This is a genomic window from Variovorax sp. PAMC 28711, assembly GCF_001577265.1.
Classification (GTDB): domain Bacteria; phylum Pseudomonadota; class Gammaproteobacteria; order Burkholderiales; family Burkholderiaceae_C; genus Variovorax.
In genome coordinates this window covers 1658573-1684096 of record NZ_CP014517.1, presented here as the reverse complement: position 1 = coordinate 1684096, position 25524 = coordinate 1658573, and the positions used below count along the sequence as shown (strand labels likewise).

Genomic DNA, 25524 nt, shown 5'->3' with positions numbered 1-25524 from the left:
GTTGCTGTCAATCGACGAATGACGTCACGCCGAACGGCAGCGTCGGCGGCTGCCAGCGGTAGTCGGCGTCGAGCACATTGCGATCGGTCGTGTTGCCCTGCCACTGGATGTGCCCGTGGTCCGACAGGTACATCCAGGCCCGATAGCCATCGGGGCGTCCGACCTTGCGGGTCAGCTGCAGCGTCTCCGAGACGACGAAGTCGTGATACAGCAAGGCCGAGTCGTATTCCTGCCGGGACTTGCGCACCCAGGCGGAGCGGCCCTGCTTTTTGAGCCCCTGTTCGACATCGTCGATGGTGTCGTCGAACGGGTTGGCGCCTTCGGGAAAGCGCAGGCTGTAGTGCGGGTGCGCGCCCATCAGATGCACCACGATCAGCTTGCGTTCGGCCGGGTCTTCGAGCGCTTCCTGCACGCAGTCGAGCAGCTCGCCGTCGAGCGAGGCGCCGGCCCGGCCCGGTGTGCGGTTCACGATATCGACGACGTCGGCCAGCCGCGCATGCTGCTGTTCGATCGCGACGTCGTCGTGGTTGCTCATCCACCAGATCTTGTAGCCTGCGGCTCGCGCCAGTGCCAGGACATGCTGCGGCTGCTGGTCTTGCGGCAGCCCGAAATTGAACATGTTGCGCAGCGAGGGCAGGGTGCTCGCGTCGACCGACCAGGCATTGCGCATCACCAGCATCTGGTCTTCGAGCTGGGCCTTGTGCGAGAGCAGCCGCGGTGTGGTGGCACGCCGATAGCCGTAGAGCGCCATGTTGTCCCGGTTGATGCTGTAGGTGATGACGAGCACCACCGTCGCCGGGCCGTGCTGCGCAATGAACGGCGCAGCCGCCCTCGCGCGGGCCATGGCGTCATCGCGCTCCCGCTGCTGGTCGGCCCAGCCCGCGCGAAGCGCCAGGACCGACTGGCTCCATTGGGTCCAGAACATGACCGGGTGCAGCCGGCGCCAGGGCTTGCTGAGGTAGGCGACGCTTCCCAGGAGCAGCGTGGCCGACAGCACGACGACGGTCCAGCGCGACAGGTTGGCCGGCCCGCGTGCGCCGAGCCGCGTCGATCTTGCGATGACGAGTCCCGCGAGCAGCACCGCCGACGACCACACCAGCATCGCGCGCCAGTGCATCGACAGGTATTCGCCTGCTTCGCGACCGTTGGTGTTGGCCGCCGCGGACTGGATCAGCGAACTGTCGGGCGCGGCCTGGTAGGTGTCGAGCAGGTAGGCGCGCGTCACGCCGTCGACGGTGAAAGCCATCGCCCACAGCCACACGACCACGCTGCGGGTCCGGTGCATCGCGGCGCTGCGCACCGGCCAGGCCAGCCATGCAAGCGCGGGCAGCGCAAGCGCGAGGAGTTGCGCCACCCGCCGGCCATCATGTCCGAGGGCGATCAGCGTCAACACGGTGGCACCCACGGCGCCGCATGCGAGCAGCGTCTGCCGGTGGGGGCCGGGCGCGGCGGCTGAGCTTTGGCTGGGGATGTCGGGCATGGGCGCGGAATTCTGCCAGCGCGACCGGGCGCGGCGATGAGCGCCCTCATGGCGGGCAAGCCCTCTAGAATCGCCGCTCCCTTGGGGAGTAGCCGGCCTTCGTTTCTTCGAAGGCGCCTGCGTCAACACACTCGGCATCTTTCATGCCGTGGCGCAGGCAACCGTATTTCGGTTGGCGAGACCATCGGCATGTCACCACGACGCAGGTCGGGCAGGGTGGCGTGCCTTTGCGTCCTCGCCCGGCCGGAAAACGTTTCCCACATGAATTTCGCTTCCACCGCGTTGCTGGCCCTGGCCATGTCGACCGACGCTTTCGCGGCCGCCGTCGGCAAGGGCACCGCGCTTCAGAAACCCCGCTGGTCGGAGGCGCTGCGCACGGGCGCGATCTTCGGCGTCATCGAGGCGATCACGCCGCTCATCGGCTGGGCGCTCGGCTATGCGGCCTCGAGCTATGTCAAGGACTGGGACCACTGGATCGCCTTCACGCTCCTGAGCGTGCTGGGCCTGCGGATGATCGTGGCCGCGTTGAAGGCGCCGGACGCCACGGCCGAGAAGCCGACACGCCACGGCTTCTGGCTGTTGGCGATCACCGGCTTCGCCACGAGCATCGATGCCATGGCGGTCGGCGTCGGGCTGGCGTTCCTGGACGTGAACATCCTGCCGGTCGCCGCCGCCATCGGCCTGGCCACCTTCGCGATGGTCACCATCGGCGTGATGGTCGGGCGGCTGCTCGGAAACATCGCCGGTCGCTGGGCGGAAGCCATCGGCGGCATCCTGCTCATCGGCATCGGCGCCGTCATCCTCTACGAGCACCTCACGGCGCTCTGAGCCTTCAGCTCGCGGCCCAGACGTCCAGCACGTAGCGCTGCGTGGACAGCATCTTGTCCATCCAGGCGTCGCTGTCCTCGCCGTGCTCGCGGGCGATGTCGGCGAGCGTGCGGCGCACGTCGGGTTCCATGCGCGAGCCGTCGCCGCACACGTACACCGTGGCGCCGGCTTCGAGCAGCTTCCACACGGCATCGGCCTGCTCGCGGATCAGGTCCTGCACATAGGCCTTGCGGCCGCCAGCACGCGAGAAGGCGGTGTGCAGGTCGACGAGGCCTTCCTTCGCCCACGCTTGCAACTGGCCGGCGTAGATGAAATCCTGCTGCGGGTGACGGCAGCCGAAGAACAGCATCGCGTCACCGAGCGTGGCGCCGGCCGTCTTTTGCGCGGCACGGTCTTGCAGGAAACCGCGAAAGGGCGCGAGCCCGGTGCCGGGGCCGACCATGATGATCGGCTTCGATGGATCGTCCGGCAGGCCGAATCCCTCGGCCGTGGTCGCGCGCACGAAGCCATGCACGGTGTCGCCGGGCTCGACACGCGCGAGGAAGTTGGAACACACGCCTTCGAAGGTGCCTCGACCCGAGCGGGCCGCCTCGCGCACCACGCCGACCGTGACGCTGCAGCGCCCCGCATCGACGCGCGGCGACGACGAGATCGAGTAGTAGCGCGGCGACAGCGGCGACAGCATTTCGAGGTACGCCGCGAACGGCAACTCGCAGACCGGGAACTCTTCCATCAGGTCGAGCACCGACTTGCGCGGCACCAGCACTTCGCGCTTGTAGTGCGCCGCCGTGGCTTCGTCGCTGCCGGTCAGTGCGGCGAAGGCTTTCTGCGTGACGGGGCAGCGCGTGTGCGTCGCCATGGTCGCGATCTGCTTGCGCGTGGCGACGTCCTGCAGCTCGACGTAGTCGCCGAGCAGCCGCTCGACCGCGATCACTTCGTCGACCGGCAGGAAAGCCTTGCGGCCCTGCGCTGCGTGCAATCGCACATGCGCGTCGCGCTCGAAGCCGAAACGCGCCATCGCCCGTTCGACCTGCGCGGCGCCGTTGCGCGGCACCACGCTCAGGTGGTCGCCGGCGCGGTAGTTCACGCCTTCGGGCAGTGCGAGTTCGACGTGGCGCGTCGATCGGCCCGACGGGGTTTCGCCACCGGTCGTCTGCAGTTCGTCGTTGGCCACGACGCGCATCGGGACGGCGCCGAGCGACTCGACCAGCCCACTGGTCTGTGGCGGCGGCAACGCTTCGACGGCGTACAGAGGCTCGGCCTGGATCGGTGCTTCGGCCTCGAGGTCGAAGCGCTTCGACAGCACCGGCCACAACGCATCCGCCCAGTCCTGGAAGGCGCCATCCATGTCTTCGCGCGCATCGCCTTCGCCACGCGCATGCACGCGCTCGGCGCCGAGTTCGGCCAGGCGCTCGTCGATGCGACGCGGCACCGACTGGTAGGTCGACGCCCAGTCGGTGTTGCCGCAGCCAAACACGCTGAAGGCGACGCCGTTGAGCGAGCCGTCGGCGCGTTCGAGCCAGCGCCAGAACTCGACCGCGTTGTCGGGCGCGGTGCCGTTGTACGAGGCGCTCACGATCGCGACCGCGCCGGCGGCCGGCAAGCGTTCGGCGTAGTCGTCGAGCGAAGCCAGCGTGACCGAGAAGCCACGCATCTCGCCCGCTTCGGCGAGCTGCCGTGCGAGGTCTTCGGCCGAGCCGAGGTTGGAGCCGTGCAGCACCAGCAGCGAAGTGCCGTGGCGCGAGGCGCGCGACGCGGCCAGCGGCACGGCCAGCGCGCCCGCGACCTGCGATGCGGCCGTATCGGCGATCGCCGTCGAAGGCCGGGCGCGCAATGCCGCCGCTTCGCGCGGCACCACCTTGATCCTGAAACCCTCGGGCTTGATCGTCAGCGCCTCCTTCACCTTGAGCTTGTAGTCGGTGTGGTCGATGAGCTTGAAGCGCTGGATCACCATGCCCAGCGTGAGCACCGCCTCCTGCAGCGCGAACTGGCGCCCGATGCAGGCACGCTGGCCGTTGCCGAAGGGCTTGAAGGCGTTGGCGGGCCGTGTGCGTTCGGCTTCGCGCGTGAAATTGTCGGGGTTGAACTGGTCGGCGTTCTCGCCCCAGATGCCCTTGTCACGGTGCAGCGCGAGCGCATGCATGATGACCATGTTTTTCTTGTGGATCGTGTACTTGCCGCCGATGGTCGTGTTCTCTTTTGCGCGCATCGAGATGGCCGGCGCGGTCGGATAGAGGCGCAGCGCCTCTTTCAGAATTTGCAGCACGTACTGCAGCCGGTTGACCTGTGCATAGGTCGGCCGCACGCTGAGGTCGGTGCCGAAGACACTGTCGACCTCGGCCTGCGCCCGGGCCATCACGTCGGGGTTCTTCAGCAGGAAATACGTCGCGAACGAGAGCAGGCCGCTGGTGGTTTCGTGCCCCGCGATCAGGAACTCGATGCACTCGTCGCGGATCATCTTGTCATCGAGCTTCTCGCCGCTCTTCTTGTCGACGCCCGCGATCATGTAGCTCAGCAGGTCGGGCTTGCTCGCGATGTCGGCACCGCTTTCGCGCCGCTCCTTGATGATGTCTTCCACCATCGTGTGCATGTACCGGATGTCCTTGCGCTGCTGCGTCAGCTGCTTCTTCATCATGAATTCTTCGAGCGGCAGGCCGCGGCGGTCCTGCACCGTCTCGAGCGTGCGCACCATCGCGTCGACGAAGGGATGGAAGCCCTCGCGGTAGAACGAATTGAAGCGGTAGCCGAAGCCGCACAGGCCGATGGTGTCGAGCGTGAGCGCCGTCATGTCGCGGGTCACGTCCACCTCGTCGTCGAAGTTCAGGCGCTCCCACTTGGTGACCAGCTGCTCGGCGATGTCGAGCATCATCGGGTGGTAGGCCTGCATCGCGCGCTGGCTGAAGTTGGCCAGGAGGATGTTGTGCGGCTTGCTCCATGTCGGCTCGTGCGTGTCGGAAGTGAAGAGCCCGTGCGATGCCGCACGCAGGCGCCGCAGCGCGCCCCTCGTGCTCTTGTCGAAGCGGGCCTCTTCGCACAACTCGTCGACCAGCGCGGGCGACGACACCACGATCACCGGCATGCCCGGCATGTCGAGCCAGTAGATGCCGCCCAGCTCCTGCGCGATGCGCCACATGTCCATCACCGGCGATTCGGAATCGATCGACAGCAGGTTGCCGACGAACGGCTTCTTCGACGGGTGCGGGATCGGATAGAGCGCGTTGTTGCCTGCCATGGGGTCTTGTGCCTTTGGAAATGTTCCGGTGCGGTTCACCGGGAGCGACCCCCGCAGTATCCCGACCGCGCAGGGCGGCGGCGGGACGGGGTTTCCCTATGCGGTGGGGCTTCGGGCGGGCGCTTCCCGCAAGCCGAGCACGCGCCAGGCCAACTTGGCCAGCGCCGCCACCATCTGGTCGGACGACAAACGCCCGCCCGGCTGGTACCACGTGTAGAGAAAACCGGGCAGGCTGCAAGCAGCCAGCGCGGTGATCATCGTGTCGTCGAAATCGAGGTCGCCATCGCGCCGTGCTTCTTCGAGCAACGGGCACAGTCGATCGTAGAAGTGGTGCGCCAGCTTCAACGAGGCGGCCTGGTACTCGGGCCGATACACCTGCGGTTCGCGGTACGGAAAGAAGGCGCACGGGTGGTGCGCGATGGTCGCGCGAATGAGCCGCTCGATGCCGTCCCTCACCTTGTCAACCGCGCGGCGATCGTCGTCGGGCGCGAAGTCCATCACCGTCAGGCACTCGACTGCGGGCCGCCACGAGAGCGTCTCGAAGATCTCCTGCTTGTCGCGGAAGTAGTAGTAGACGAAGGGCTTGGTGACGCCGAGCGCCCGGACGATCTGCGCCATCGTGGTGTTGGCGTAACCCTGATCGGCAAAGAGCTGCGCCGCCACCTGCAACACGCGCTCGCGTTGCAGGTCGGTGCGCCCGGTGGCGGCACGCTGGCGCCCGGTGCGAGAGGGTTTTTGCTGTGTCTCCGACGTTATACCCATCGGTAGGATTGTTCGTGCACGATGCAGCGGAGGCAAGCGCTGGCCCTGATCGCTAACCCTGAGAGAAAGACGCCATGGAGACAAAAAAACTGCCCGAACGGCCGCAGCAACCCCTGCACGCGTACTTGCGGCGCCACGCGCGCGAACGCGGCGCACAGCCAGCCTGCATCTGGTACGGACGCACGCTGAGTTGGGCCGAACTCGATGCCGCGAGCGATGCCTTCGCGGCACGCCTGCAGGCGATCGGCGTCAAGAAAGGGGAGCCGGTCGTGCTCTTCCTGAACAACTGCCCGCAGTACATCGTCGCGCACTTCGGCATCCAGAAGATCGGCGCCATCGTGTGCCCGAGTGGACCGCTCAACAAGGAGCACGAACTGGCCTACCAGGTCAACGACCTGAGGGCTCGCGTCATCGTCGCGGCGGCCCCGTTGATGTCCGTGGTGCGCAGGGTGCAGCCCGAGAGCTCGATCGCGCATGTGTTCGTCGTGCACTACGCCGACCTGTTGCCCGAGACGCCGGCACTCGACCTCCCGGCGGAGCTTGCCGCCGACCAGAGGGCTGAACGCCACGTGCCCGACGGCTGCGAGGACTTCCTGGCGGTGATGTCGAGCGACGCGAAGCCCTCGGCCGTGGAGTTCGACCTCGACGACGTGGCGCTCATGACCTACACCTCGGGCACCACCGGCCTGCCCAAGGGCGCAATGCTGAGCTACGGCAACGCGCTCTACAAGACGCGCTGCGCCGCCGATTGCAACGGCGTGACCGAGGCCGATGTGTTGCTGTCCATCGCGCCGCTGTATCACATCGCCGGCATGTTGATGGGCGTGAACGTGCCCGTGCTCACCGGCGCCGCGTCGGTGCTGCTGCACCGCTTCGACCCGCGCGTGGCGCTGCAGGCCATCGACCGCTTCAAGGTGAGCTGGTGGTACAGCATCGCGCCGATGAACGTCGCGTGCATGCAGGTGCCCGACATCGCGCGCTTCGATCTGTCGAGCCTCCGGATGAACCCGGTGACGAGCTTCGGCATCGCCTTCACCGAGCCGCTGGCGGCGCAGTGGCAGTCGCACGCGAAGAACTGTGCGTCTTTCGAGGCGGCTTACGGCCTGAGCGAAACCCACACCTGCGACACCTACACGCCACGCGATGCGCCGCGCTGGGGCACGCAGGGCATCCCCGCACCCGGCGTGCAGATCCGCATCGTCGATGCCGACACCGGCGTGGACAAACCGACCGGCGAAGTCGGCGAAATCATCCTCACCAGCGCGGGTACCTTCAAGGGCTACTGGAACAAGCCCGAGGCCACGGCGGCGACCCTGCGCAACGGCTGGGTGCACACCGGCGACATGGGCAAGCTCGATGCCGACGGCTATCTCACCTTCATCGGTCGCTTCAAGGAAATGATCAAAGTGTCGGGCTACAGCGTGTTCCCCGAAGAAGTCGAGACGATGCTCATCAAGCACCCGGCGGTGGCGCAGGCGGCCGTCATCGCGCAACCCGACGCCGACAAGGGCGAGGTGGTCAAGGCCTTCATCGTGAAGAAGCCCGGTGCCGCGCTCGAGGCCGCTGCGCTCATCGCCTGGTCGCGCGACAACATGGCGCCCTACAAGGTGCCGCGCGCCGTCAGTTTCATCGATGCGTTGCCCGCCACCGGCGCCGGCAAGGTGCTGCGTCGCCTGCTCAAAGACAAGGACTAGCGTGTTCAAGAAAATCCTCATCGCCAACCGCGGCGAAATCGCGGTGCGCCTGGTGCGCGCCCTGCGCGACCTCGGCATCGCCAGCGTGGCCGTGCATGCGCGCGACGATGCGGCCGCGCTGCATGTTCGGCTCGCCGACACCGCCATTGCGCTCGACGCGACGGGTCCGTCGGCCTACCTCGACATCGCCGCCGTCATCGCAGTCGCGAAGGCGCAAGGCTGCGACGCGGTGCATCCCGGCTACGGCTTCCTGAGCGAGCGAGCCGACTTCGCGCAGGCGTGCGCCGACGCGGGGCTCGTGTTCATCGGCCCGACGCCCGAACAGCTCGCGCTCTTCGGCGACAAGGCGCGCGCCCGCGCGCTCGCGACGCGGTGCGACGTGCCGGTGATGCCCGGCAGCGCCGGCGCGGTCACGCTGGCCGAAGCGCAGGCCTTCTTTGCCGAGCAACATGCGCAGGGTGCGGGCGTCATGGTCAAGGCCATCGGAGGCGGCGGTGGCCGCGGCATGCGCGCGGTGCTGAGCGTCGACGAACTGACCGAAGCGCATGCGCGCTGCGTCTCGGAAGCCCGGGCTGCGTTCGGCGTTGAAGGCGTGTACGTCGAGCGGCTGATGCGCAACGCACGCCACATCGAAGTGCAGGTGCTCGGCGACGGCACGGCGGTCGCCAGCCTCGGCGAGCGCGAGTGCACCTTGCAGCGCCGCTTCCAGAAGCTGATCGAGATCGCGCCGAGTCCGTCGCTGCCCGAAGCGCTGCGCGCGCAGGTCACGCAGGCTGCGCTGCGGATGGCCAAGACGGTCGGCTACAAGAGCCTCGGCACCTTCGAGTTCCTCGTTGATGCCGGATCGAAGACTCTGCCCTTCGTGTTCATCGAAGCCAATCCGCGCCTGCAGGTCGAGCACACGGTGACCGAGGCGGTCACGGGCCTCGACCTCGTGCAGCTGCAGCTTGCGGTCGCGGCCGGTCAGTCGCTGGCCGACCTGGGCGTCGATGCCGGCCGCACCGCGCCGCAACGCGGTTTCGCGATTCAGTGGCGCATCAACGCAGAGACGCTCGATGCCGATGGCAACGCCCGACCGTCGGGCGGCACGCTGTCGCGCTTCGATCTGCCGAGCGGCCCGGGCGTGCGTGTCGACACGCACGGCTATGCCGGCCTGGCGCCCTCGCCGCATTACGACACGCTGCTCGCCAAGCTCGTCGTGCAGTCGTCGTCTCCGGAATTCGCCGATGCGCTGCGACGCTCCGAACGCGCGCTGGCCGAATGCCACATCGACGGCCTCGCCACCAACCTGTCGTTGTTGCGTGCCCTGGCCGAACGGCCCGAGTTCGCGACGCAGGCGGTACATACGCGCTTCGTCGAAGTCCACCTGTCCGACCTGCTCGCCGCCGCGGCGCGCATCGATGGCACCACGAAAAAATTCGGTGCCTCTGACGGTGCGACAGCCGCCGCAGCGCCCGCCGCGTCCGACGCGTCGGATCCGCTGATCGTCCGGGCGCCGATGCCCGCCAAGCTCGTGCAGTTCGAGGTCGCCGTCGGCGACGTGTTGCCCGAAGGTGCGCAGCTGGGCGTGCTCGAGGCCATGAAGATGGAGCACCTGCTGCACGCGCCTTTCGCCGGCCGCGTGGTCGCGTTGCTGGCCGCGCCGGGCGACTACCTGGTCGAGGGGCAATCGCTGGTCCGGCTCGAGGCGGTCGATGCCGAAGCCGTCGAGACCACGGCGTTGGCGGAGATGGACCTCGACGTGATCCGCCCCGATCTGCAGAAGGTGATCGACCGCCACGCGCCGACGCTCGACGTCCACCGCGAAGCCGCCGTCGCCAAGCGCCACAAGCAGGGTGGCCGCACCGCGCGGGCCAACATCGCCGACCTCTGTGACACCGCCGCAGACGCGGGCAACTTCATCGAATACGGCGCGCTCGCCATCGCTGCGCAAACCCGTCGGCGTTCGCTCGAAGACCTGATCGCCAATACGCCGGCCGACGGCATGGTGACGGGCATCGGCAGTGTCAACGCCCAACAGTTCGGCCCCGAGAAATCGCGCTGCCTCGTGATGGCCTACGACTACACCGTGCTGGCCGGCACGCAAGGCATGCGCAATCACCACAAGAAGGACCGCATGCTGGCGCTCGCGCACCAGCTCAAGTTGCCGGTGGTGCTGTTCGCCGAAGGCGGCGGCGGGCGGCCGGGCGACACCGACATGCCGGTGGTCGCGGGCCTCAACAACCACACCTTCAGCCAGTTCGCGGCGCTGTCGGGCAAGGTGCCGGTCGTGGGCATCGTGCACGGCCGGTGCTTCGCGGGCAACGCGGCGCTGCTCGGCTGCGCCGATGTGATCATCGCGACGAAGGCCAGCAACATCGGCATGAGCGGCCCTGCCATGATCGAGGGCGGCGGCCTCGGCACCTTCACGCCGGAGCAGATCGGCCCGAGCAGCGTGCAGTCGCGCAACGGCGTGATCGACATTTTGGTCGACGACGAAGCGGCCGCCGTCGCGGCGGCCAAGCAATACCTTTCGTACTTTCAGGGCGCGACCACCGCCTGGGAATGCGCCGACCAGCGCGCACTGCGCCACGTGGTCCCCGAGAACCGGCTGCGCGTGTATGACGTGCGCGCCGCGCTGCGCGGCCTGGTCGACACGGACTCCGTGCTCGAACTGCGCGCCGGCTTCGGTGCCGGCGTGGTGACGGCGCTGGCGCGCATCGAAGGCAAGCCGGTCGGCGTGATGGCCAACAATCCGCACCACCTCGGCGGCGCGATCGATGCGGAGGCGGCCGACAAGTCCGCGCGTTTCATGCAGCTGTGCAACGCGCATGGCTTGCCGATCGTCTCGCTGTGCGACACGCCGGGTTTCATGGTTGGGCCCGAGGTCGAGGCCCAGGCCCAGGTGCGCCATGTGTGCCGCATGTTCATGATCGCGTCGCACCTGCGGGTGCCGTTCTTCGCGGTGGTGCTGCGCAAGGGCTATGGGCTCGGCGCGCAGGCCATGACGGCGGGCGGGTTCGATGCGCCGGTGTTCACGGTGGCGTGGCCCACCGGCGAATTCGGCGCCATGGGCCTCGAGGGCGCGGTGCGGCTCGGTTTCCGCAAGGAACTCGCAGCGGTGCCGGAAGGCGAAGAACGCGATGCGCTCTTCAAGGAACTGGTCGCTCTGCAGTATTCAAACGGCGAAGCGATTCACATGGCGCAGACGCTGGAAATCGATGCGGTGATCGACCCTGCCGACACGCGCGCGTGGCTGGTGCGCGGCCTGGCGTCGGCCACGCGGGCTACGTCGCCGGCGATGCCTTACGTCGACACCTGGTAACACTCGCGCGGGCTTCGCGCGTCCCCGTAGAGCGCACGGACTCGGTGTCTCCGTACACTGGGTCGCTTTGCCTGCATGCGCTTTCTTTCGTCTTTTCTGATCACGGTCGCCGCCGCGATCGCTGCGCTGCCGCTTCACGCGGCCGAGCCGGTCGCACCGTGGGTCGCGACTTGGGCCGCACCGGCGCTTGACTACAACAAGCCGGTGCCGATCCCGGGCGCGGCCACGCCGGTGCCCACCACTTTGCGCGACCAGACGGTGCGCGTCCGTGTGCTTCCGGCCATCGGCGGGACCCAGGTCCGCGTTCGCTTCTCCAACGTGTTCGGCCAGTCGCCGCTGCACATCCGCGCGGCAAGCGTGGCGCGCAGCACCGGCGCCGACGCGCTGTCGCCGCGCACGGTGCGCGCCCTGCATTTCGCCGGCCGGCCCGATGTGGTGCTGGGGCCGGGCGCCGAGCGCTGGAGCGACTTGGTCGACCTCGCCGTGGAGCCGCAACAGGCGCTCGGGGTGAGCCTCTATCTGGCCGATCCGACCCGGGTCGCCACTGTTTTCCCGATCGCAGAATCCGGTGCCTGGATCGCGCCGGGCGATGCGACCGCGGCCGCGACCTTGCGCGCCGCGATCCCTTCTGCGCAGGGTCATGTGGTCACGGGTGTCGACGTGCGCCGGCAGCCGCCGCCGCCGGTGGTCGCCGCGTTCGGCGACTCGATCACCTTCGGCGCGGGGACCCGGGAAGGCACGCAGGGCAGCTACCCGGTGCGGCTCGCACAGCGGCTGCGCGGCCAGCCTTCGCGCGTCGAGGCACCGAGCGTGCTCAACGTCGGCATCGGCGGCAACCGGCTGCTGACCGACGGCATCGGCCCGCGCGCGCTCGATCGCTTCGAGCGCGACGTGCTGTCGCAAAGCGGCGTGACGCACACCATCATCCTCATCGGCATCAACGACATCGGTCTCGGCGCAGTGGTCGGTGCCGACGAGTTGCCACTCGAGCAACTCACCGGCGGCCTGCACCAACTGACCGAGCTAGCGCGGGCGCGCGGCGTCAAGGTGTTGCTCGGCACGCTCACGCCGATGCAGGGGTCGGCCTACTTCAACGAGGCCACAGAGGCGAAGCGTCAGGGATTCAATCGCTGGATTCGCGGGCGACAGGATGTCGAAGGCGTGATCGACTTCGACGCCGCGCTGCGCGACCCGGGCAATCCGGCGGCGCTCAGGGCGGCCTACGACAGTGGCGACCATCTGCATCCGAGCGACGCCGGCTACGCGGCGATGGCTGCCGCCGTCGACGTGCGCGAGCTGCAGGAATAGTTCTTTCGGGCGCGCCGGATCCCGTCACAGCGCTACACAAGATTTCGTGTCGCGCTTACAGACGCTTCACATGGCGCGGGCAGCATGAGGGCTTCTCTCACTCAAAGGAGTACGCCATGAAAAAACTCATCCTTGCCGCGGGTGTTGCCACCGTCGTTTCGCTCGGTGCGTTCACCGTTCCCACGGTCGCACAGGCTCAGCCGGCGATCTATGTTCGGACGGCACCGCCGCCCGCGCGCTTCGAGCGTGTGCCGGCGCCGCGTCGCGGCTACGTCTGGGCACCGGGCCATTGGGAGTGGCGCGGCAATCGTCATGCGTGGGCGCCCGGTGTCTGGGTGAAGGCTCGCCCCGGCTACGCCTATCGTCAGCCGCAGTGGCGCCAGGATGGCGGCCGCTGGGAGATGCGTCGTGGCGGCTGGGATCGCGATGGCGACGGCGTGCCCAATCGCATGGACCGGGACCGCGACAACGACGGCGTGCGCAACCGCGACGATCGTCGCCCGAACAACCCGAACCGCAACTGAGCTTTCAGAGCAGCCTGAACACCAGCGGCATCAGCAGGGCGGCCAACACCACCTGCATGCCGAGGGCCAGGCCCGCATAGGCTCCCGCATCGGCGTCCACGTGCAAGGCACGTGCGGCGCCGATGCCATGTGCGGAGGTGCCGAGCGCGAAGCCGCGCGCGGCCATGCCGGTCGGGTCGGTACCGATGCGCAAGGCATCGAAGAGGTACTTCCCGGAGAGCGCACCGATCATCCCCGTGAGCACCGCGAACACGGCCGACAGCGCCGGAATGCCGCCGATCTTTTCGGCAATGCCCATGGCGACCGGTGCCGTCACCGACTTGGGCGCCAGCGACACCACCACGTCGTGCGGCAGGCCGACGGCCCAGCCGAGCAGCAACGCCGAACCGCTGGCCGCTGCGCCACCGAGTAACGCGGCAAGCAGCAGCCGGCCGTAGCGCGCCTTCAGTTCCGCGCGACGCTGCCACAGCGGCCAGGCCAACGCGACCACCGCGGGGCCGAGCAGGAAGTGGATGAACTGCGCGCCTGCAAAGTAGGTCGGATAGTCGACACCCGTCACCAGCAGGCCGCCCGCGATGACGACCACCGACCACAGCACCGGGTTCGCCCAGGGTGCGTTGTCGAGTTTGCTGTAGGCTGCCTGCGCGAGCAGGTACACGACGAGCGTGGCCGTGAGGCCGAACAGCGGCGTCGCGGAAAGATAGATCCAGAGTTCGACGAAGCGCGGCATCAGGCACGCGCCTTCTTGCGGTCGGGCCAATAGAGCACCAGCGCCGTCACGGCCAGACCGATCCAGGTCGACAGCGCGATGACGAACAGCATGCGGCCGCCATACTGGCTCAGCAGCGCGAGGTGCGTCATCACGCCGACACCCACCGGAATGAAAAGCAGCGAAAGATGCTGCAGCAGGAAGCCCGCGCACTCGCCGACCGGCCCGCGCACGAGTTCGAAGCGCAGGCCGACCAGCATCAACATGAGCCCAAGCACGGGGCCAGGCAGTGGCAGCGACAGGCCGCGCGAGAACACTTCGCCGAGCGACTGGAACACCAGCAACCAGGCGAGGCCACGCAAGCCGCTCATCAGAACCGTGGCAGGTCGGAAAAGGGCAGGGTCTTGCCGGCGCGAAAGACCTGCTTGCCGTACTCGGCGCAGCGTTGCAGCGTCGGGATCACCTTGCCGGGATTGAGCAGGCCGGCAGGATCGAACGCGCGCTTCACGCCGAACATCATCTCGTTCTCGGCTGCGGTGAACTGCACGCACATGCTGTTGAGCTTCTCCACACCCACGCCATGTTCGCCCGACACGGTGCCGCCCATCGCGACGCTGGTCTCGAGAATGTCCGCGCCGAAAAGCTCGCAGCGGTGCAGCTCGTCGGGGTCGTTCGCATCGAACAGCACCAGCGGATGCAGGTTGCCGTCGCCGGCGTGGAACACGTTGCAGCAGCGCAGGTTGTATTTGATTTCCATCTGCTGGATGGCCAGCAGGATGTCGGCCAGGCGTTTGCGCGGAATGGTCGAGTCGAGGCACATGTAGTCGGGGCTGATGCGACCCGAGGCAGGGAATGCATTCTTGCGGCCGCTCCAGAACTTGAGGCGCTCGTCTTCGCTGGTGCTGACCGCGATGGCCGTGGCGCCCGAGGCGCGCAGCACGTCGGTCATGCGGCCGATTTCTTCCTCGACCTCTTCGACGGTGCCGTCGGATTCACACAGCAGGATCGCCGCCGCGTCGAGGTCGTAGCCCGCGCGCACGAAGTCTTCGACCGCGGCCGTCATTGGCTTGTCCATCATCTCCAGGCCGGCCGGGATGATGCCGTTGGCGATCACCGAGGCGACCGCATCGCCGGCTTTGCGCACATCGTCGAAGCTGGCCATGATGCAGCGCGCGAGCTGCGGCTTGGGCACCAGCTTGACGGTGACCTCGGTGGTCACGGCCAGCATGCCTTCGCTGCCGATGACCAGCGCGAGCAGGTCGAACCCCGGGTTGTCGAGCGCCTCGCCGCCGAATTCGATCGGCTCGCCTTCGGCGGTGTAGCCGCGCACGCGCAACACGTTGTGCAGCGTGAGCCCGTACTTGAGGCAATGCACCCCGCCCGAGTTCTCGGCCACGTTGCCGCCGATGGTGCAGGCGATCTGGCTCGACGGATCGGGCGCGTAGTAGAGGTTGAAGGGGGCGGCCGCCTCGCTGATCGCCAGGTTGCGCACGCCGCACTGCACGACGGCGGTACGGCTCACCGGATCGATTTTCACGATGCGGTTGAACTTGGCCAGCGACATCGTCACGCCCATCGTGTCGGGCATCGCGCCGCCCGAGAGGCCGGTGCCGGCGCCGCGCGCCACCACAGGCACGCCCAAACCGTGGCAGGTGCGCAGCACCGCCGCCACCTGCGCTTCGGTTTCGGGCAGTGCCACGACGAGCGGTCGTGCACGGTAGGCAGTCAGGCCATCGCACTCGTAAGGCGTGGTGTCCTCGTCGTGCCAGATCAGCGCATGCGATGGCAGCTGCGTCGTGAGCGCCCGAACCACCTCGGCCTGGCGCGCCGACTTCGAGAGCAATGCGTGTTCGGCGGGGGTGTTCGGTGCGTTCATCTACTTGAAGATAACGGTGCGGTGGCCGTTGAGCAAGACCCGATGCTCGCTGTGCCATTTGACGGCGCGGGCCAGCACCTGGCTTTCGGTGTCGCGCCCCCGCGCGGTGAGGTCGTCGACCGTGTCGGTGTGGTCGGCGCGGGCCACGTCCTGTTCGATGATCGGGCCTTCGTCGAGGTCGGCGGTCACGTAGTGCGCGGTGGCGCCGATCAGCTTCACGCCGCGGTCGTGTGCCTGGTAGTAGGGCTTCGCGCCCTTGAAGCTTGGCAGGAACGAGTGGTGGATGTTGATCGCACGACCCGCGAGCGACTCGCACAGGCCGTTGCTCAGGATTTGCATATAGCGCGCCAGCACCACGAGCTCGGCACCTTCGGCCTCGACGATCTCCAGCTGCTTCGCTTCGGCCTGCGCCTTGGTTGCGGCCGTCACCGGGATGTGATGGAACGGCACGTTGTAGCTCGCGGCCAGCTGGTAGAAATCGCGGTGGTTCGAGACGATGGCGCGCACGTCGATCGCCAGGTGCCCGCTCTTCCAGCGGAACAGCAGGTCGTTCAGGCAATGGCCGTCCTTGCTGACGAGAATCACCGTTTTCATCGGCACGGCGGCGGCATGGAGTTGCCAGTTCATCGCGAAGCTGCCGGCCAGCACGCCGATCTGCATGCGCAAGGCGGTTTCGTCGTGCGCCGTGCACGCAAAGCGCACGCGCATGAAGAAGAGGCCGGTGCCGGGGTCGTTGAACTGCGCGGCTTCTTCGATGTTGCCGCCGCGTTCGAGAAGGAAGCCCGAGACAGCGTGCACGATGCCCGTGCGGTCGGGGCATGAGAGGGTAAGGATGTAGGCAGTCGTGGTCATCGGTCCCGATTGTCGCAGCGGTGCCAGAATGTTGGCTTCCCCCCTGCAGGAGCGACACATGGCCCACACCGAATTCAACATGGACAACCAGTGGTTGCCCTTCACCCCCAACCGTGCTTTCAGGAAAGACCCGCGCGTTTTCGTGGCGGCCGACGGCATGGAATTCACCACGCACGATGGCAGCAAGGTGATCGACGGCATCTCGTCGCTGTGGTGCGTCGGGGCCGGCCACAACCGCAAGCCGATCAGCGAGGCGATCAAGAAGCAGCTCGACACGCTCGACTACGCGACGGCGTTCCAGGTCAGCAACGACAAGGCCTTCAAGGCCGCCGAGATGATCGCGGCACTCGCGCCCGGCGACCTGAACAGGGTGCTGTTCTGCAATTCGGGCAGCGAAGCCGCCGACACCTCGATGAAGGTCGCGCTGGCCTACCACCGCGCACGGGGCGAAGGCCACCGCAACGTGTTCATCGGCCGTGAGAAGGGCTACCACGGCGTCGGCTTCGGCGGCATGTCGGTCGGCGGCATTCCGGGCAACCGCAAGGTGTTCGGTTCGGCGTTTTTGCCGCGCGTGGACCACATGCGTTTCATCCACGACCCGGTCAACCACGCCTATGTCCACAACCAGGAACCCGTGTGGGCCGAAGACCCGCTGCTGGAACTCGAGCAGCGCATCCTGCCGCTGCACGATCCGAGCAACGTGGCCGCGATCATCGTGGAGCCGGTGGCCGGGTCGGCCGGCTGGTACCTGCCGCCCAAGGGCTACCTGAAGCGCCTGCGCGAGATCTGCGACAAGCACGGCATCCTGCTGATCTTCGACGAGGTCATCACCGGTTTCGGCCGCATGGGCACCAACTTCGCGTCGGACTACTACGGCGTGGTGCCCGACATGCTGAACTTCGCCAAGTGCGTGACCAACGGCGTCATTCCGCTCGGCGGCGTGATCTGCCGCGACAAGCTCTACGACCAGATGATGAAGACCGACGCGCCCGAGCACGTGGTCGAGTTCTTCCACGGCTACACCTATTCGGGCCATCCGGTGGCGTGCGCCGCGGCCATCGCGACGCTCGACCTGATGAAGAGCGAGCAGCTCTTCTCGCGCGCCGGTGAAATGGGGCCGGTGCTGGGCAATGCGTTTCACAGCGCGTTCAAGGGCCTGCCCAACGTGATCGGCATTCGCAGTCTCGGCCTGGCCGCAGCGGTGGAACTCGCGCCGATCGCGGGCTCACCGGGCAAGCGGGCCTACGATATTTTTGTCGACTGCTATCACAAGGGGTCGCTGGTGCGGCCGGCGGGCGACGTGATCGTGATCGCGCCGCCGTTCATCGTCGAGAAGTCGCACATCGACACGCTGGTCAACACGCTCGCGGACGCGATCAAGAAGTTCGCCTGACTCCGGCGAGACCGGAGAAGGCTATTTGCGCAGCGAGGCGCAGTAGTCCTTCTCGGGCAGCGCGGGCGTGCGCCAGACGGCGTCATAGCCCACGCGACCGGTGCCTGTGCCGGCCTGCAGTTCGACCGATTTGAAGCTCACGTCGGTCGGCAGGTGCTGCGGCACGCCGAGCGCCTTGGCGGCATGGCCTGCGCCGCTGATCAGCAACACCGTCTTGCCAGGCTGGCGCGCCTTCACGATCGCCTGCGCCATCGCGCGGTCGCGCGCGATCTGCACGCGCGTCATCGGCACGATCTGCGTTTCGGGCAGGAGGTTGCAGTGGCCCTCGCGCACCGCGGCTTGCTGCGTGGCGCGTGCCGCGTCGCTCAGTTGGGCGTCGAGCGACACGTCGGCCATCGCGGTGCGGGTGCGAGACAGCGGCAGGTTGGCGCCGACCACCGGCACGCCGGCGCGCACGGCGGCCATCACGGCCGGGCCGTAGTCGTTCCAGCCCCAGGCCTTGTCGTTCCATTCGAGCGCGGCCTGCACCTGCGTTTCGGTGGACTTCGCGCCCAGCTTGTCGGTGCTGCGGCCTTCTTCGGCCATTTCGATCGCCAGTGCGGCCAGCTGGCCGCGCGCGACGAGCGCATCGACCGCCTCGCGTTCGAGCCGATGGTGGTCCGCCGCATCGTGTTGCTCGCCGAGCAGGATCGCGTCCACGGGCAGCAGCGATTCGATGCGCTGCGCGACGGGGCCGTCCGGCGCGTCGGCTTGCGGCGGCTGGGTGACCGAACACCCGACCACCAGGGCGAAGGCAGACAGCAGGAGCAGGCGACGGGGCAGGGGGTGGGCAGGCATCGCGCGATACTAGCGAAGCGCCGAGATCCGTGTCGCCATCCTTCGCCGCTTTCCGCTGTCCCTTTCTTGCCGTTTCCAAGTTGCCGCTATCTGGCGCGTGTCGCCGCGACGCTGCGGCTCGCGCTGGCCGCAACCGGGGCTTGCGTCGCCCTCCCCACGCCACTGCCCTGGATGATCGGCCCGCCTGCTGGCGGTACCGCTGGCATCGATCGCGGGTGCGCCGACCGCCAGCGCCAACGCACTGCGCAATGGCGGTCAATGGACCATCGGCACCGTGCTCGCGATCGTCTGGGCGCTGTTGCCGGGATGGGGCTTCGGCCTGCTGCTTCAGCGCTTGCATGCGAAGCGCATGTCCCACGTGCCCGTCGACTCCATGCGAGCCACTGCTTACTTCGCAGGTGCCATTGGCGGTGCGTCAGTGCAGAAGAACCGGGTTCTGGGCCAGCTCCGCGTAACCCTCGAGCGTGTCTTCGACCTCTTCCTGTGTGGGCGTGTTGAGCTGCCAGGCGGTGATCTGCTGCTGGAACAGTTCGGCCCACGAGCCATCGAGGTAGACCTCCTTGCCCGAACGTTTGTCCACGATCTCGAAGCCGTGGCGCGACAGCACCGGCAAATGCGGTGCCAGCGGCTCGTCGCCTTCCGTCGGCTGCAGATGCATCACGGCATACGACTCGGAGTCGTAGAGCATGTGCAAGTCGGAATTGCTGAGGAGTTCGATGGCATTCATGGGAGGTTAGATAGCAATCAACGCGCCAGTTTCAAGAGAATTTGCCAATTTCGGCTCAGGAGGGTGGCCCAAGGGGCAGCTGGTCGCGCAATTGCATGTCGGCGAAGTCGCCGTTCGGCTGGGTTTGCTTGATCCGCACCGGCAAGTAACCCAGCGCCGGCGCCAGCCAGAGCTCGATCTTGTCGTCGAACTCCTTGCGGGGGTTGCGGGTGAGCTTGCGGGCCGTGATCTCGCCCGCCATCAGGCTCAGCACCTCTTCGTCGCCCACGTTGAAAGTCCAGATGTCGGCATCGCGCGGCCCCACGGTCTGGACCGCGATCGTGCTGCCGGCCGGAAACCGGGTCGCGTCGCCGGCCAGCATCGCGCCGAGCTGCATCACCACGCTCAGGCGGTCTTGCGCGCCGACGAGAAGCGGCACGCTCGGCGCGTTGTTGCTGAACACGACCTTGCCCTCGCCCCGCACGAAGTGCGACGCGACCTCGACCTTGCGCTGGTCGGAGAAACGATCGGGTTCGATGCCGTTCCCGGTGATCACGCCGGTGCTGCGCTGCGTTCGCAGCGTCTTGAACAGCACGCCGAGCGACAGCCGCGCGTCGTAGGTGTTGCCGTCCTGCAGCCAGTCGACCTCGCCGTACACGCCTTTCATCGGCGACATGCCCTGCTGGCCCGACACGTCGTACTTGAGCTTGACCGAGCCGGGCACGCGCAACGACTGCGGGCCGGTGACGCGCACCGCGTCGCCTGTGCCGGCCACGCTGGCTGCATCCGATGCGCTGGCGGCAGGCGCTGCAATGACGTCGGAAACCGGCGCACTCGCAGCGGCCAGCGGTGCCGACGCGGTCGCATCGCCGACCTCGGCCGGTGGGGCGACGTCGACGGACGCCGGGGGCTCGGGCACCGGAGGCACCGCAACCGCCGCCGGTTTGGGGGGACGTACCGCGCGCGGTCTCGGCGGTTTCCGTGCCGGCACCTGCACCGCGGGCGCGGCCGGCGCTGCGGCAGGCGTAGCAGCAGCCGCTTCGGCCGCCGGCGGCGGCGCGATCACGATCGTGCGCGTGCTGAAGCGTGCTTCGAGCGGCGACGGCTTCGCGCCCGTGCCCATCGGCGCCAGGAACAACAGCGCCAGGTGGGCCAGCAGCACGGCCAGCGTCAACAGCACGGCTGCCCGCCACGGCGGGCGCGGCGGGTCGGGCAGGGCGGGAGCGGTGTGGGCGGTCATGCAGTGCGTGCGGGGTGGGACGGGCGGCGGCCCGCGAGGGTTCACTCGGTAAACTGCCGCCCGTTCAATCAGTTTAGTAGCCGCCACCATGAAACTCGCCACCCTCAAGGACGGCTCCCGCGACGGCCAGCTCGTCGTCGTCTCGCGCGACCTCACGCTCGCCCACTACGCCACCGGCATCGCCAGCCGCCTGCAGCAGGTGCTGGACGACTGGGGCTTCATGGCGCCGCAACTGCAGGACCTGTACGACGCCGTCAACACCGGCCGCGCGCGCCACGCGTTTCCGTTCGACCCGGCGCAGTGCATGGCGCCGCTGCCGCGCGCCTACCAGTGGGCCGACGGCTCGGCGTACCTCAACCACGTCGAGCTGGTCCGCAAGGCGCGCAACGCTGAAGTGCCCGAGAGCTTCTACGCCGACCCGCTCATGTACCAGGGCGGCAGCGACGACTTCCTCGGCCCGACCGACGACGTGGTCGTGCCGAGCGAAGCGATGGGCATCGATTTCGAGGCCGAGATCGCGGTCGTCACCGGCGACGTCAGGATGGGCGCGAGCCCGGAGCAGGCGCTCGACGGCATCCGCCTCGTGATGCTCGCCAACGACGTGAGCCTGCGCAACCTGATCCCGGCCGAACTGGCCAAGGGCTTCGGCTTCTTTCAAGCCAAGCCCGCCACCGCATTCAGCCCCGTCGCCGTCACGCTCGACGAGATCGGCGAGGCTTGGCAGGAAGGCCGCGTGCACCTCACGCTGCAAAGCACCTGGAACGGTCGCAAGGTCGGCCAGTGCGACGCCGGCCCGGAGATGACCTTTCACTTCGGCCAGCTCATCGCGCACATCGCGAAGACGCGCAACGTGCGCGCCGGCAGCATCGTCGGTAGCGGCACGGTCAGCAACCAGGGCGTCGAGGGCAAGGGCGGCCGCATGGAATGGCCCAAAGGCTATTCGTGCATCGCCGAAAAGCGTTGCATCGAGACGATCCAGGACGGCGCGCCCGCCACCGACTTCATGAAGTTCGGCGACACGATTCGCATCGAGATGAAGGGGCTCGATGGGCGATCGCTGTTCGGAGCGATCGAACAGGAGGTTGTGGCGACGACCGGGCGGGTGGTGGTGGCCGAAGCCCCTGCCCTCAACGCCTAGCCAGCCTTACCTCGCAAACGCCTTGCGCGACCCGTCCTCGAACACTTCGTCGTCGCGCAGCAACTGCCCGTTCTCGTCGAACGCGCGCTCTCGCGCGATGCGGCCCTTGTCGTCGTAGGCGGTCTCGGCGACGAGGCGGCCTTTCTCGTCGAAACTCTGGTGCGTGCCGAGCGACGTCGTGGTGCCGCCGCGCAGCCCGGCGCGGTAGCGGCCCTGGCGCGCGCGCTGGCCGTTGTCGTGAAACTCGCTGACCTCGACGATGCGCTGGGCGCCGCTGCCGCTGTAGGCGGTCTTGCTGCGCGGCTGGCCGTTCAGATAGAAGCTGTCGTCGTTCGTGGGCATGCCATCGGGCGACCAGCGCTGTTCGCGCACGAGCGTGCCGCGCTCCGAATAGTCGAGTTCGCGCTGGCGCACCGTGCGGCGGTCGTTCACGATGCCGTAGACCTCCGAGCGCTTCACGCCGGTCGACGAGAAGCGGCGCCCGACCGACTGCGTGCCGGTGATTTCGCCGCTCGATTCCACCTGGCCGTTGTCGTAGAGGCTTTCCCAGCGCGTGCGCTTGCCCGCGGTGTACGACACGCGCTGCCGCACCCGGCCGGCGCTGTCGAACAATTCCACTTGCGACGCGGCGGCGCCGAAGCCGCAGGCTTTCGCGTCGTCGAAGGCCGGTGCCAGCATTGGCTTGTCGCCGCAGCGCAGCGCGCTCGGCTGGCCGGCTTCGGTGAACTCGACGGAAGCCGACTCGCGGCTGCCTTCGCCGTTGAAGGCGATGCGGCGGCGGTTGCCGCCCGGATAGAAAGCGCGGATCAGTCCGGTTTCGCTACCGTCCACATAGACCGATTCGCGCAGCAGCTTGCCGGTGGGCGCGAACTCGCGCGCGGCGCCGTCAATGTTGCCTTTGGCGTTGACGTTGTGCTCCCGAACGAGCTTGCCGTCCTGGTAGTGGCGCACGAGTCCCATGAAGACGCCGTTCTGGATCTGCTGCTCGCGCTGCAGAACGCCGCTGTCGCGGTCCTTGCAGCGCATGAGTCCGGTTTTGCCGGCAGTGGTATTGCCGTTGGAAGGGTTGATGCCCTGACCGTTCATCTCGCAGTCCTGCACCGCATGCACGAGGCCGGCGCCACCGAACCACAGCAGCGCAAAAAAGAGCAGAGAGGTCGCTTTTATCGGGGCCATTCGGAGGCGAGCAGCTTCAAGCCGCGGATCATCATTTCGACGGACACGGCGACGAGGATCAGGCCCATCAGCCGCTCCAGCGCCAACACCACGCGGTTGCCGATCAGGCGCTGGATGCGTTCGGCCAGCACCAGCACGACGGCGCACACGGCCATCGTCACCGAGAGCGCCGCGATCCATTCGAGGCGGCGCTCCGGCGCCTGCGACACCAGCAACATCACCGTGGCCATCGCCGACGGGCCGGCCAGCGCCGGGATCGCGAGCGGCACGATCAGCGGCTCGCCTTCATGCGTGTGCTCGAAGCCGCCCTGGTTCGGGAAGATCATGCGCAGCGCGATGAGAAACAGCACCACCGCCCCGGCGATCTGCAACGACAGGCCCGACAGCCCCATGACGTGCAGGAAGCGGTCGCCGACGAACATGAAGCCGAGCAGCAGCGCGAAGGCGATCAGCACCTCGCGCACGATCACCAGCGTGCGGCGCTCGGGCGCCACGTTCTTCAGCGCGTTCGCGAAGATCGGGATGTTGCCGAGCGGGTCGCAGATGAGCAGCAGCAACACCGTGGCGGACGCGAAGGTGTAGCTCACACCGTGCTCACTTGTCGTACACGCTGGCGAGCGACCGGAAGCCCTTGACCTCGATCGGGTTGCCCGACGGATCGCGGAAAAACATCGTCCACTGCTCGCCGGGCTGGCCCTCGAAGCGCACCTGCGGCTTGAGCACGAAGTCGGTGTTCGCGGCTTCCAGGCGGGCCGCCATCGTCTTCCATTCGGCCAGATCCATCGCGAGGCCGAAGTGCGGCATCGGCACCATCACGTCGCCGACTCGGCCGGTGTTCGCGGTGGCGAACGGCTCGCCCAGGTGCAGCGAAATCTGGTGTGAGAAGAAGTCGAAGTCGACCCAGGTGTCGGTGCTGCGGCCTTCGGTGCAGCCGAGCACGCCGCCGTAGAAACGGCGCGCTTCGTTCAGGTCGCGGACATGGAAGGCGAGGTGGAAGAGGGGCGTGGTCATGCGCTGAATTATCGGGCGGCGGCTGACAGAATGGCCGCAAACCGATCCCGCTGCACTGCATGACGCCTTCCCTTGTCTCCTCGACCCTGCGTTCTGTCGTGCTCGGGTGGGCTTGCGCGCTCGGCGCCGCCGCGGCGCTGGCTCAGCCGGCGGCGGCGCCGCCCTGTGCGTTGCCGGCGCCGCCGTCCATGGCCGATCTGCAGGCTGCGTCGAAGCGCCCGGCCGATCGCGGTTTCCTCTGGCGCATCGAGAAAGACGGTCGTTCCTCGTGGCTCTACGGAACGATGCACGTCGGCAGGCCCGACTGGTATTTCCAGGGCCCGCGGCTGCTCGGCGCGCTCGGCGACAGCGACACGCTGGCCCTCGAGCTCGACATGGCCGACCCGGCCTCTCTGAAGGCCTTCACCGACGCGAGCGATGCCGGTGTGCTTGCGCGCATGCTGACGCCGGAGCGCCAGCGCCGGCTCGATCGGCAGGTGGCCGCCGCCTGCCTGCCCGAAGGATCGCTCGCCCGCCTGCGGCCGACGCTGCAGGTCATGGCGCTGGCCGGTCTCGCGGTGCGCAACGACGGGCTGTACGAGCAGTACGGCAGCGAGCGCTACCTCACGATGCGGGCGCGCACCGGCCAGCAACCGGTGGTCGCGCTCGAAACCGCGCGCGACCAGCTCGAGGCGCTGCTGGGCGACGACGAAGCCGAAGAAATCGCGGAGCTCGATGAAGCACTGGACCAGCTGGAGTCGGGCAGCGCACGCGACCTGACGCTGCGTCTCGCCAACGCCTGGGCCCGCAGCGACTGGACCGAGCTCGCCAGCTACCGCGCGTGGTGCGACTGCGTGAAAACTCCCGCCGATGAGCGTGCACTGCGTCGCCTGCTCGACGACCGCAACCCCGGCCTCGCCGACGGCATCGCGGCGCTGCACGCCAGGGGCCAGCGCGTGTTCGCCGCGGTCGGTGCGCTGCACATGGCCGGCACCGTGGGCCTGCCGGCGTTGATGGCCGCGCGCGGCTTTGTCGTGACGCCGGTGTTTCCGGCGCCCTGACGCGCGCGCCATAATCGCCGCCTCCATGCCCGCTTTCCTGCGCCACTCCCGCTTCCTCGCCCTCGTCGGGCGGGTCGTGCTGACGTGGTTCGTGTTGTCGCTCGGCGTGGCGGTCGCTTCGCCGGTCGTCAAGCCGCAGGCCATGGAACTTGTGTGCTCGGCGGCCGGCGCGGTCAAGGTGATCGTGCAGACCGACGACGGCGCGCAGGAAATGGGCGCCTCGCACATGGACTGCCCGCTGTGCGTGCTGACCGGCGCGCCGCCGCCAGCCACCCCGCTGGCCGACGTGCCGACGCTGCAGCCGCTGGCGCGCGCCGTTCAATCGATCCCCGCCGCGCGCATCGCCGCGGCCACCGCAGCGCCCTTGCCGGCGCGCGGGCCTCCCGCTTTCTCCTGACGCTTTCTTTTTCGCAG

General features: G+C 67.9%; 22 protein-coding genes, 1 pseudogene and 1 riboswitch. Of the genes and pseudogenes, 10 read left to right on the top strand and 13 right to left on the bottom strand.

The features are described 5' to 3' along the window. Nucleotides 1–7: 7 nt before the first annotated feature. On the bottom strand, nucleotides 8–1480 hold the full coding sequence (locus AX767_RS08390) for a sulfatase-like hydrolase/transferase (RefSeq protein ID WP_068630352.1): 1473 nt from the start codon (nucleotides 1478–1480) through the stop codon (nucleotides 8–10). 76 nt (nucleotides 1481–1556) lie between these two features. After that, nucleotides 1557–1724: riboswitch (yybP-ykoY riboswitch) on the top strand. 17 nt (nucleotides 1725–1741) lie between these two features. On the opposite strand from AX767_RS08390, the gene mntP reads away from it, so the two are divergent. Beyond that, complete coding sequence (mntP, locus tag AX767_RS08385) at nucleotides 1742–2308, top strand: manganese efflux pump MntP (protein WP_068630351.1); 567 nt, start codon at nucleotides 1742–1744, stop codon at nucleotides 2306–2308. Between the two features lie 4 nt (nucleotides 2309–2312). Here mntP and AX767_RS08380 read toward each other — a convergent pair whose 3' ends face one another. Then, nucleotides 2313–5540, bottom strand: a complete 3228-nt coding sequence (locus AX767_RS08380) for a bifunctional cytochrome P450/NADPH--P450 reductase (RefSeq protein WP_068630349.1) — start codon at nucleotides 5538–5540, stop codon at nucleotides 2313–2315. A 96-nt stretch (nucleotides 5541–5636) separates the two neighbouring features. Continuing rightward, nucleotides 5637–6302, bottom strand: coding sequence for a TetR/AcrR family transcriptional regulator (locus AX767_RS08375; protein ID WP_068630348.1), 666 nt, complete (start codon nucleotides 6300–6302; stop codon nucleotides 5637–5639). A 74-nt stretch (nucleotides 6303–6376) separates the two neighbouring features. Between AX767_RS08375 and AX767_RS08370 the strand changes: the two genes are divergently transcribed. The 4 genes from AX767_RS08370 (at nucleotide 6377) to AX767_RS08355 (ending at nucleotide 13132) form a co-directional block, all read left to right on the top strand. Further along, the gene (locus AX767_RS08370; protein WP_068630346.1) at nucleotides 6377–7996 is read left to right on the top strand and encodes an AMP-binding protein; all 1620 of its coding nucleotides are present in this window, start codon (nucleotides 6377–6379) and stop codon (nucleotides 7994–7996) included. A gap of 1 nt (nucleotide 7997) precedes the next feature. After that, entirely contained in the window at nucleotides 7998–11300 is a 3303-nt protein-coding gene (locus AX767_RS08365) for a carboxyl transferase domain-containing protein (RefSeq protein WP_068630344.1), read from the top strand. 75 nt (nucleotides 11301–11375) lie between these two features. After that, nucleotides 11376–12608, top strand: a complete 1233-nt coding sequence (locus tag AX767_RS08360) for a GDSL-type esterase/lipase family protein (RefSeq protein WP_068630343.1) — start codon at nucleotides 11376–11378, stop codon at nucleotides 12606–12608. A 116-nt stretch (nucleotides 12609–12724) separates the two neighbouring features. Then, a complete protein-coding gene (locus tag AX767_RS08355; RefSeq protein ID WP_068630341.1) occupies nucleotides 12725–13132 on the top strand; it encodes a YXWGXW repeat-containing protein in 408 nt (135 codons plus the stop codon). Nucleotides 13133–13136: 4 nt separating this feature from the next. Here the strand turns inward: AX767_RS08355 and AX767_RS08350 are convergent, their stop codons facing one another. Genes AX767_RS08350 through purU form a run of 4 tightly spaced genes read right to left on the bottom strand, consistent with a single transcriptional unit; the run spans nucleotide 13137 to nucleotide 16569 of the window. Beyond that, nucleotides 13137–13862 carry an LrgB family protein gene (locus AX767_RS08350; protein WP_068630340.1) on the bottom strand — a complete coding sequence of 242 codons (726 nt, stop codon included), beginning with the start codon at nucleotides 13860–13862 and terminating at the stop codon, nucleotides 13137–13139. Then, nucleotides 13862–14212 carry a CidA/LrgA family protein gene (locus AX767_RS08345; RefSeq protein ID WP_068630337.1) on the bottom strand — a complete coding sequence of 117 codons (351 nt, stop codon included), beginning with the start codon at nucleotides 14210–14212 and terminating at the stop codon, nucleotides 13862–13864. Before AX767_RS08345 ends, AX767_RS08350 begins: the two co-directional genes overlap by 1 nt. Further along, a complete protein-coding gene (locus tag AX767_RS08340; RefSeq protein ID WP_068630336.1) occupies nucleotides 14212–15717 on the bottom strand; it encodes an FAD-linked oxidase C-terminal domain-containing protein in 1506 nt (501 codons plus the stop codon). Before AX767_RS08340 ends, AX767_RS08345 begins: the two co-directional genes overlap by 1 nt. Continuing rightward, nucleotides 15718–16569, bottom strand: a complete 852-nt coding sequence (gene purU, locus AX767_RS08335) for a formyltetrahydrofolate deformylase (RefSeq protein ID WP_068630335.1) — start codon at nucleotides 16567–16569, stop codon at nucleotides 15718–15720. Between the two features lie 58 nt (nucleotides 16570–16627). Between purU and AX767_RS08330 the strand changes: the two genes are divergently transcribed. Further along, nucleotides 16628–17962: an aminotransferase class III-fold pyridoxal phosphate-dependent enzyme gene (locus AX767_RS08330; RefSeq protein ID WP_068630334.1), complete on the top strand. Its 1335-nt coding sequence runs from the start codon at nucleotides 16628–16630 to the stop codon at nucleotides 17960–17962. Nucleotides 17963–17983: 21 nt separating this feature from the next. Here the strand turns inward: AX767_RS08330 and AX767_RS08325 are convergent, their stop codons facing one another. After that, the gene (locus tag AX767_RS08325; protein WP_068630333.1) at nucleotides 17984–18799 is read right to left on the bottom strand and encodes a ChaN family lipoprotein; all 816 of its coding nucleotides are present in this window, start codon (nucleotides 18797–18799) and stop codon (nucleotides 17984–17986) included. A 66-nt stretch (nucleotides 18800–18865) separates the two neighbouring features. Between AX767_RS08325 and AX767_RS21890 the strand changes: the two are divergent. Continuing rightward, nucleotides 18866–19217, top strand: a pseudogene (locus AX767_RS21890) (AbrB family transcriptional regulator); the annotation flags it as partial. Here AX767_RS21890 and AX767_RS08320 read toward each other — a convergent pair. After that, nucleotides 19215–19526, bottom strand: a complete 312-nt coding sequence (locus AX767_RS08320) for a BTH_I0359 family protein (protein WP_082754915.1) — start codon at nucleotides 19524–19526, stop codon at nucleotides 19215–19217. The pseudogene AX767_RS21890 and the gene AX767_RS08320 sit on opposite strands and share 3 nt — an antisense overlap. Nucleotides 19527–19581: 55 nt before the next feature. Beyond that, complete coding sequence (locus AX767_RS08315) at nucleotides 19582–20745, bottom strand: DUF3108 domain-containing protein (protein WP_068630332.1); 1164 nt, start codon at nucleotides 20743–20745, stop codon at nucleotides 19582–19584. An 88-nt stretch (nucleotides 20746–20833) separates the two neighbouring features. Between AX767_RS08315 and AX767_RS08310 the strand changes: the two genes are divergently transcribed. Further along, nucleotides 20834–21883 (top strand): fumarylacetoacetate hydrolase family protein, encoded by a 1050-nt coding sequence (locus AX767_RS08310; RefSeq protein ID WP_068630330.1) that lies wholly within the window; start codon nucleotides 20834–20836, stop codon nucleotides 21881–21883. Between the two features lie 6 nt (nucleotides 21884–21889). On the opposite strand, the gene AX767_RS08305 is transcribed toward AX767_RS08310, so the two are convergent. From AX767_RS08305 to AX767_RS08295, 3 genes are read right to left on the bottom strand one after another with little or no spacing between them, the layout of a single operon-like run. Continuing rightward, a complete protein-coding gene (locus AX767_RS08305) occupies nucleotides 21890–23059 on the bottom strand; it encodes a toxin-antitoxin system YwqK family antitoxin (RefSeq protein ID WP_068630328.1) in 1170 nt (389 codons plus the stop codon). Continuing rightward, nucleotides 23047–23646: a MarC family protein gene (locus AX767_RS08300; RefSeq protein ID WP_068630327.1), complete on the bottom strand. Its 600-nt coding sequence runs from the start codon at nucleotides 23644–23646 to the stop codon at nucleotides 23047–23049. The genes AX767_RS08305 and AX767_RS08300 overlap by 13 nt, the downstream gene beginning before the upstream one ends. Nucleotides 23647–23653: 7 nt before the next feature. Then, nucleotides 23654–24070, bottom strand: coding sequence for a VOC family protein (locus AX767_RS08295; RefSeq protein WP_068630326.1), 417 nt, complete (start codon nucleotides 24068–24070; stop codon nucleotides 23654–23656). Between the two features lie 59 nt (nucleotides 24071–24129). Here AX767_RS08295 and AX767_RS08290 point away from each other — a divergent pair, with 59 nt between their 5' ends. Continuing rightward, a complete protein-coding gene (locus tag AX767_RS08290) occupies nucleotides 24130–25110 on the top strand; it encodes a TraB/GumN family protein (protein ID WP_068630325.1) in 981 nt (326 codons plus the stop codon). 25 nt (nucleotides 25111–25135) lie between these two features. Continuing rightward, the gene (locus AX767_RS08285; RefSeq protein WP_068630324.1) at nucleotides 25136–25507 is read left to right on the top strand and encodes a DUF2946 family protein; all 372 of its coding nucleotides are present in this window, start codon (nucleotides 25136–25138) and stop codon (nucleotides 25505–25507) included. Nucleotides 25508–25524 lie beyond the last annotated feature (17 nt).

Coding starts and splice junctions, on each gene's coding strand:
- AX767_RS08390 (WP_068630352.1), bottom strand. CDS start 1,480: ATGCCCGACATCCCCAGCCAAAGCTCAGCCGCCGCGCCCGGCCCCCAC.
- mntP (WP_068630351.1), top strand. CDS start 1,742: ATGAATTTCGCTTCCACCGCGTTGCTGGCCCTGGCCATGTCGACCGAC.
- AX767_RS08380 (WP_068630349.1), bottom strand. CDS start 5,540: ATGGCAGGCAACAACGCGCTCTATCCGATCCCGCACCCGTCGAAGAAG.
- AX767_RS08375 (WP_068630348.1), bottom strand. CDS start 6,302: ATGGGTATAACGTCGGAGACACAGCAAAAACCCTCTCGCACCGGGCGC.
- AX767_RS08370 (WP_068630346.1), top strand. CDS start 6,377: ATGGAGACAAAAAAACTGCCCGAACGGCCGCAGCAACCCCTGCACGCG.
- AX767_RS08360 (WP_068630343.1), top strand. CDS start 11,376: ATGCGCTTTCTTTCGTCTTTTCTGATCACGGTCGCCGCCGCGATCGCT.
- AX767_RS08355 (WP_068630341.1), top strand. CDS start 12,725: ATGAAAAAACTCATCCTTGCCGCGGGTGTTGCCACCGTCGTTTCGCTC.
- AX767_RS08350 (WP_068630340.1), bottom strand. CDS start 13,862: ATGCCGCGCTTCGTCGAACTCTGGATCTATCTTTCCGCGACGCCGCTG.
- AX767_RS08345 (WP_068630337.1), bottom strand. CDS start 14,212: ATGAGCGGCTTGCGTGGCCTCGCCTGGTTGCTGGTGTTCCAGTCGCTC.
- AX767_RS08340 (WP_068630336.1), bottom strand. CDS start 15,717: ATGAACGCACCGAACACCCCCGCCGAACACGCATTGCTCTCGAAGTCG.
- purU (WP_068630335.1), bottom strand. CDS start 16,569: ATGACCACGACTGCCTACATCCTTACCCTCTCATGCCCCGACCGCACG.
- AX767_RS08330 (WP_068630334.1), top strand. CDS start 16,628: ATGGCCCACACCGAATTCAACATGGACAACCAGTGGTTGCCCTTCACC.
- AX767_RS08325 (WP_068630333.1), bottom strand. CDS start 18,799: ATGCCTGCCCACCCCCTGCCCCGTCGCCTGCTCCTGCTGTCTGCCTTC.
- AX767_RS08320 (WP_082754915.1), bottom strand. CDS start 19,526: ATGAATGCCATCGAACTCCTCAGCAATTCCGACTTGCACATGCTCTAC.
- AX767_RS08315 (WP_068630332.1), bottom strand. CDS start 20,745: ATGACCGCCCACACCGCTCCCGCCCTGCCCGACCCGCCGCGCCCGCCG.
- AX767_RS08310 (WP_068630330.1), top strand. CDS start 20,834: ATGAAACTCGCCACCCTCAAGGACGGCTCCCGCGACGGCCAGCTCGTC.
- AX767_RS08305 (WP_068630328.1), bottom strand. CDS start 23,059: ATGGCCCCGATAAAAGCGACCTCTCTGCTCTTTTTTGCGCTGCTGTGG.
- AX767_RS08295 (WP_068630326.1), bottom strand. CDS start 24,070: ATGACCACGCCCCTCTTCCACCTCGCCTTCCATGTCCGCGACCTGAAC.
- AX767_RS08290 (WP_068630325.1), top strand. CDS start 24,130: ATGACGCCTTCCCTTGTCTCCTCGACCCTGCGTTCTGTCGTGCTCGGG.
- AX767_RS08285 (WP_068630324.1), top strand. CDS start 25,136: ATGCCCGCTTTCCTGCGCCACTCCCGCTTCCTCGCCCTCGTCGGGCGG.